The sequence below is a fragment of the Xenorhabdus sp. TS4 genome (assembly GCF_014467265.1).
GTDB lineage: Bacteria > Pseudomonadota > Gammaproteobacteria > Enterobacterales > Enterobacteriaceae > Xenorhabdus > Xenorhabdus ehlersii.
Genome location: NZ_NKHQ01000082.1, coordinates 185,965 through 192,608, shown reverse-complemented (window position 1 = coordinate 192,608; position 6,644 = coordinate 185,965). Strand labels below are relative to the sequence as shown.

The window sequence follows — 6,644 nt, the reverse complement described above, 5'->3', positions numbered from 1 at the left end:
TATGGAGGGCTGTCTGGTGCTGATCCCCGACAGTGACGAGACTAACAGCCTCAAACAGCAATACCAGCGCCAGCGAGAGCAAATCAGCGAAATTAAGCTGAAAATGCGGGAGCTGCTTGGCGACTACACAAGCCGCTAAGGGCTGGGAGTGAGCCGCTCTTAAAAAAATAAAGCCGGAAGATCATGGGGATCTTTCCGGCTTTTCCAACTCAGAAAAGATTATCTTGGATAAAAGAAATAACCTCCTCTTTACTTAATTCAAACTCAGGACCGGCATCCATTCCTTTCAAATAATCCACGACATATCTCAGTTTTTCATCGTCTATATCGTAATCAAGGTAAAATTCATATGCATATCTGGCAATATTGGAAGGTGTATAATTCTCTTGCAATATTCTATTTAGACCATTTATGAATATATGGGTTAATTCCTCCATCAGATACCCCCCTGTTTACAGTTAATAGCTTTTCCTGTATCAGTTGCCAAACCTGCATCTATATCTGCTTTGGTTGGAGGATAATGAGGTAAATTAAGGACTTGACCATTCTGCATCTTAGGATGCACACGATTAACTTTACCCTCATGGTTATAAGTTTCTTCCCATGATCTCACACGACCTGTGGCTGGATCCCACTCTGTAACATGAGAACGTCCACGTGTTGGCCCTGGATTTCTAGCTAATGCTTCTTTGTCGTAATAACGTATTCGACCATCAGGTAAGTGACGAATATTTACAGCAGTTCCTTGAGCTTTTTCCAGTGCTCTAATCTTTCGTTGTAATAATTTGGCATTATGTGCACTCGTTAACCCAAAAGGATCAACCCAAGACAGCGGATTATGCACATACGAATACGGATTCACCCCGCCCAGCAGCCCGATGGGGTCACTCGAGATGTACTGCGCGGTCTCCGGCGAATAATATCGGTGTCTATTATAGCAAAGCCCTGACTCTTCGTCCTCATATTGCCCTAAGAACCTGAAATTGCACTGAACATGGTGATCTGGGTGATGGGAGGGCACGCCGCCCCGGTTTTGGGCGTGCCCCCAGGTGGTCAGATGTTGACCCCAAACCATCTCGCCTTGCTCATCCAGCAGCTCCCGAACGGTGCCTTGGTGGTCGCTGATGGCGTAGTGCAGTTTGCCCCGCTCAAAACGGGCCGCTGGCGTCAGGCTGCCCGGTTCATACAGCCAGCGCACGCGGCGGGCTTCCAGCCGGGTGCCATCCGCCTGATACGGCACTTCCTCAATGAGCTGATCCCCGCTCCACAGGTAATCGTAACCGCCCAGTGCCTTTGGATTTTCGGGCAGATCCGGCCTGCCCGCTAACCACAGTTGTAAATTAGCGGCGGTCAGTTTTCCATCCCGTGCCTTAATTTTGCGAATTCTTCTGCCAAAAGGATCGTATTGGTACTGCCAGCGCGAGCCATCCGGGGTTTCACAGTGGGTGAGCTGGTTCTGGGTATCCCAGCGGTAGCGCCAGATTTGCGGGCGGAAGCCGTCACATTGCTCGATTTTTTCGACTAATCGGCCGTTATCATCATAATGATAATGCGTATCACCCCGCTGTACCACCCGCCCGGCCTGCTGACGTTGGGTGAACTGTGCCATTGCGCCCTGTGCGTCGACAGGCAAATGTTGGCTCAGGTTGCCATTGGCATCGTAACTGAACTGCTCTTCATGGGGGCGCGAACTGTCGAACAGGGTATGCAATATCTGGTCGTTGGTGTTGTAACGATAGCGGGTTTGCCCCCAGCGACTGTCATCAATCACCCGGACGTTATGCGCCCGGTCATATTGCCAGCTCCGGTTGACGGCGGTCGCTTGGGGCGGAAAATGTGGGTCATTTTCCGCCAGCGCTTCCTGGAAAAAGGGGCTGTTCCGCCCGGCTGACTGGTGCGCCAGCAGGCTGGTGGCGGTGTAGCGGCTGGCGAGGATAAACCCGTGGGCACTTTCGCGCACGGTTTCCCGCCCCAGTGCATCATGCCGGAGCGTCAGCGGGGCATGCTGGTTGAACTGGAAGTGGTTCAGCGCACCTGACAAGGGGTGATAGCCAAAGTGCAAAGTGTGGCCATCCAGGCTTTCGCTGAGTGGGCGCCCGGTCAGGTTATCCCATTCGCGGCGGATTTCTCGCCCGTTGATACGCTCGCAGGTTGGCAGGCCGGTGGTCTTGTCATACTCATATTCCACCACGGCATCGGCATTGGTGGCTTTCACCAGTTGATGGCGCGGGTTGTATTCGTACGTGGTGGTGGCTTTAAGCACCCACGTCCCCTCTTCCGGCTGCCAGCTTTCCTGTTTAACCAGTAACCCCGCAACCGAATAGTGCCATCGCAGTTGCTGACCGTCGGGGTATTGCACCTGCGTGCGGCGTCCCAGTTTATCGTACTGATACGCCAGCGTACGCCCGGTAAAATCGGTTTCCCGGATGATTTGGCCGGCCGCATCCCGTTCATAACGGTAGGTTTCGCCGGTGGCGGCCGTGACTGAGTTCAAGCGGGTCAGGCGGTCATAGCCAAAGCGCAGCGTGGTGCCATCCGGGCGGGTGACCTGGGTCAGCAGGTCAAAGGCACCGTAGGTGTAGCGGGTGGTACGCCCTTCGCCGTCAGTCACGGCTACCACGCGCCGTTCACTGTCATAGGCCAGTTGCTGCGTGGTGCCGTCCGGCAGTTCAACTTCGGTCAGGCTGCCGTTGAGGCTGGCATGGTCGTCACTGTAGCGGTAGCGGGTCTGTTGTTTGAGGGCATCAGTGAGCTGGCGCAGGCGCCCCAGTTCATCCAGCTCCAGCCCCGTGGTTTCGCCGTTTGGCATCATCACGGCGGCGAGGCGCTGGTGTTCATCATAGGCGTAGTGCCACGTCTGGCCGTCCGGCAGCAGGCGCTGGCGTAATTCGCCGTGGAGACCATACTGGTATTCTTCCCGATGGCCGAGCGGGTTGGTCAGCGCGGTCAGGTTGCCCTGTTCGTCATAATGCCATTGCCAGCGTTCGCCAGTAGGGAGGTGGCTTTCGGTCAGTTGTCCGTGTTCGTCATAAGCATAGACAAAGGTCTCTCCCGTCGGCAATACCACCTCGGTCAATGCTCCGTCCGCATTATAATCAAAGGTGGTCATCTGCCCTGATGGATTGCTTTCCCACATCAGCAGGCTGTGTCGCCACTGGCGGCGGGTGATGCGCCCCAGCGGGTCAACTTCCCGTATCACCAGCCCGTTCGGGTCGTAATGGTAGCGGGTTTCGCCCCCTTCACCGTCCAGATAGGTGGTGATGCGGGCGTTGTCATCGTAGCGGAAGCGGTCATGCCAGTAGCCGCTGGGTGAAGTGGTACTGAGTACCCGGCCGCGTTCGTCATAGCTAATCATCAGGTCGGTCTGGTCGGTATCGTGCCAGCGGGTCATCCGTCCCTGTTGGTCGTACTCGTGCCACAGGTGGTTGTGCTGGAAGGCATCACATTCGTTCAGATACCCCTGCGGATCATACTGGCAGGTCAGCAGGCGTTGCCCGACAAGTTGGCCATCGCGGATTTCATGCATATCAAGCGTGTGGAGCTGACCATCCAGATATTGCAGGCTTAACCGCAGGCCGTCATTGCGGGTGACTTCAATCAGCTGGGCGTGTTTATCGTAGATAAAGTCAATCCGGTTCTGGCGTCGGTCCGTGATGGCGGACAATTTTCGTGTGCTGCCTGAAATCGGGCTGAAATGGTACATCAACTGGGCGAGGCGGTCAGTCAGGCACAGTTCGCCTGTCAGTTCTCCCGTCAGCAGGCAATGGGGAAGGTGGCGGTTACGGGACAAGACCCGGTTGTCTGGCGTGGCAAAGTCGTAGACTACGCCGTCGGTGTGGGTGTAGTGTACTTCCTCCTGACCGATAGCCAATTGCAGTGACCAGTCATCCGCCCATTTGGGACCGAACAGGCCGTGTAAATCTGCCGTGGATCGGTAGGTCCGGCTGAGGTTTATCGGCAACAGTCCGGGGATAGCCAGTACGGGCCAGACTTGCAGGAAGTCGCCGGTGGCCATATCGACCGGATCGCCCTCTTTGGTCGATAGCCCATTGTCATTACCGTCTTTTTTGTTGGACGGTGTGGCGTCATCTTTGGGCGGCACTTTCTGGGGTTTCGCGTCCGGCGCGTCCTGAGGTTTTTCTTTGACTTTGGCGCCGGGTGCAGGTTTAGTGGCTTTAGCCGTCGCTTTCGCGCCTTGTTTGGCCGCACCTCTGACCAGCCCGCCCACGCCTGTAGCCAGACTGACGCCATCAGAAATCAGCGCCCCCCCTTGTTCTGCCTTATCCGTGATGTCGAACCGGATGGCATCCACATGGCTCAACTCAACGGCCTTATCGACAACCTGCTTATTCCATGTATCGGCGGCGGCAAGAGCCGTATCGCCTAACGCGTCAGCGCCCGCGTATTTCAATACCGTACCAGAAGCGGACATCATGGCAGCAGGCATACCTGCTGTCGTTCGAAAGAGGAATTCACCCACATCAGGCACCGTATTCCACACCCCTTTTGCGGCACCAATGGCGGCTTTTCCCGGATTATCCCAAGCGGCACCCAGTTTTTCTCCGGCTTCTTTCCCCCATTTTGTTACGCCTTCTTTGGTCTCATCCCACCATTCTCCGGCCTTGTCCAAAAATCCTTTTTCTTGCTCGGTTTCCGGTGTGACGGCAGCATTCGCCTCCTGCGGCGGATCCGTCCCCTGTGATGCCTGACCGACGATTTTACCTATCGTGTTGCCCGTACCGCTCGGGCTGTCATCGCGCGCTTTAGTTGGCAAAGACTCATTCGGTTCAGGGGGAGTATGTTTCCATTCCTCTAACGGAAATTCCCCGCTTTTGAATTTATCAATGACCTTGACGGCAAGCCGGCCTTCAGCTTCTGTAATCTGTTCAATATCCTCGGCGGTGAGCCAATGATTACCCATAGTCTCTTGTTGGATGAGGGCGGGTATATGTTTTTGGATCGCTTCCGCCTCAGCCAAGGTCCGGATATTGTAAGCTTCACAAAATACTTTTTCATCACGGCCACCGGTAATGCTAATCGTTTCTCCCATTGCGATTCTTCCTTATGCTCCGTTCATCCAGAATTCATCCCCGTGGCGTAATACCAGTTTGTTGCCGGCGCGCACCGTCTGGGTATGCGCCTTCGGGTGACACTTACCGCCCACCGTGCCGCTTTTGACGCCATTGGCTACACCGGGCTGGTCACCGAGTGTGGTGGGGACAAAACTGTGGGCAAACACCACGACCGGCTGGCCGTTGGCGCGCACAGTCTTTTCCGGGGCCGAACTGTCCGCCAGTTGTGCCACCACCGGATAGGGAATGGGCGGGGTGGAAGAACCCATCGGGGTTTTGCACACATCCGGCAAGATGCCGACAATCATCCAGCTGCCCGCAGTGCGGGCGATGTAGTTATCAGCCATTCGTTTTCTCTCCTTCCGGCGGAGCCAGTTTGAGCAACGGCGCATCCGGGTTGATTTCAAACCGCGCTTCAGCGACTCGCACAGGCATATCAGCGTTGAAATTCAATCGGCAGGTGATATGCAGCGTTTTGGCCTCGCTGTCGATTATTAACGTATCCATGCGCATCGGTACGGGCAGCAACGCCCCTTCGTGCATCCGCAGCAGGATAAACGGGCGATGCCCCGGCAGGGTGACGTGTAGGTTGCCGCCGGGTGTCATGCCTTGCAGACTCAGCGAGATATCGGTGTCCGGCCAGTCAATCTGCTGGTCAGCCGGCGCGCCGTTCCAGTATCTGAAGTCGAAGTCTTTGGGCAGATAAGGATGACGGTGGGCCAGCCAGTCGGCATCATATGTACCGGCGCGCTGGCGGCGGGGCAGCCACGGACGCCCGATAAAGCCCAGGCCCTGCGGCTGGCAGGCCGGGTTCTCCGGCGATAACGTGCCATTCAGTTGGGCGGAAAAATGCTCAACGGTGAACGGGGTATCCGGCCGGGTAATGCGCGGTGCCGGGTAGCGGGTGAGTGGTTTGGCTTCGGCATACCACGGGGTGATGAACCCGATGCCCAGCGGATTGGTTTCGCAGGTGGCGTGAGCGACAGGCGCTTTTTCGCCGTCCGGGTGCTGCTGACGTTGTTCGGGAGTGAGCCGGTCACGTTCTCGGAGGTGCTGACTTGCTTCTTCGTCAGCATAGATTTTGCACTGACCGCCAAAGGCATAGCGGTAATCCAGTGGCAGCGTTGCAACAGGTTTCGGGTCGGTCAGTTGCCAGTTGCCATCCGCATTGCGAATAAACGCCCGTTCGCCGCTCACTAACAGGGTTTTATCAAGCAGGGTTTTCCCCTGCCTGCTCTGCACCTGCAACCGCACGGGAAATTCAGTGCAGGGTTTGCCCTCCGGCGCATACGCCGTGCCGTTGACAATCACGTCACAGTGCGGTTTAAACGGGGCAAGGTCACTCTCCTGCAACACCTGAGAGGCATTCATCTGCCCACGGTATTCATCCTGTAAACACAACGGCGGTGCGGGCAACAGTTCCGCGCTGTATTCCCCCTGTCCGGCAGGCAGGAGCTGGTAGCCGATTTTCATGACCGCGACATGATGCTCGGTGTCTTCGATATCGAGCATCGAATAGTTCATCACGGCAAAGGGCGTCAGGTTACGAAATTCCATCTCAGTCTGTCCTTC

General features: G+C 56.0%; 4 protein-coding genes. All 4 read right to left on the bottom strand.

What is annotated here, in order from left to right:
• Positions 1-209: 209 nt before the first annotated feature.
• From Xets_RS18770 to Xets_RS18755, 4 genes are read right to left on the bottom strand one after another with little or no spacing between them, the layout of a single operon-like run.
• Entirely contained in the window at positions 210-437 is a 228-nt protein-coding gene (locus tag Xets_RS18770; RefSeq protein ID WP_187652303.1) for a hypothetical protein, read from the bottom strand.
• Positions 437-5,050, bottom strand: coding sequence for an RHS repeat-associated core domain-containing protein (locus Xets_RS18765; RefSeq protein ID WP_255430687.1), 4,614 nt, complete (start codon positions 5,048-5,050; stop codon positions 437-439). The genes Xets_RS18770 and Xets_RS18765 overlap by 1 nt, the downstream gene beginning before the upstream one ends.
• Positions 5,051-5,062: 12 nt before the next feature.
• Positions 5,063-5,419 (bottom strand): DUF4150 domain-containing protein, encoded by a 357-nt coding sequence (locus Xets_RS18760; RefSeq protein ID WP_099134053.1) that lies wholly within the window; start codon positions 5,417-5,419, stop codon positions 5,063-5,065.
• Positions 5,412-6,629, bottom strand: a complete 1,218-nt coding sequence (locus tag Xets_RS18755) for a DUF2169 domain-containing protein (protein ID WP_187652302.1) — start codon at positions 6,627-6,629, stop codon at positions 5,412-5,414. The genes Xets_RS18760 and Xets_RS18755 overlap by 8 nt, the downstream gene beginning before the upstream one ends.
• Between the last annotated feature and the right edge of the window lie 15 nt (positions 6,630-6,644).

Coding starts and splice junctions, on each gene's coding strand:
- Xets_RS18770 (WP_187652303.1), bottom strand. CDS start 437: ATGGAGGAATTAACCCATATATTCATAAATGGTCTAAATAGAATATTG.
- Xets_RS18765 (WP_255430687.1), bottom strand. CDS start 5,050: ATGGGAGAAACGATTAGCATTACCGGTGGCCGTGATGAAAAAGTATTT.
- Xets_RS18760 (WP_099134053.1), bottom strand. CDS start 5,419: ATGGCTGATAACTACATCGCCCGCACTGCGGGCAGCTGGATGATTGTC.
- Xets_RS18755 (WP_187652302.1), bottom strand. CDS start 6,629: ATGGAATTTCGTAACCTGACGCCCTTTGCCGTGATGAACTATTCGATG.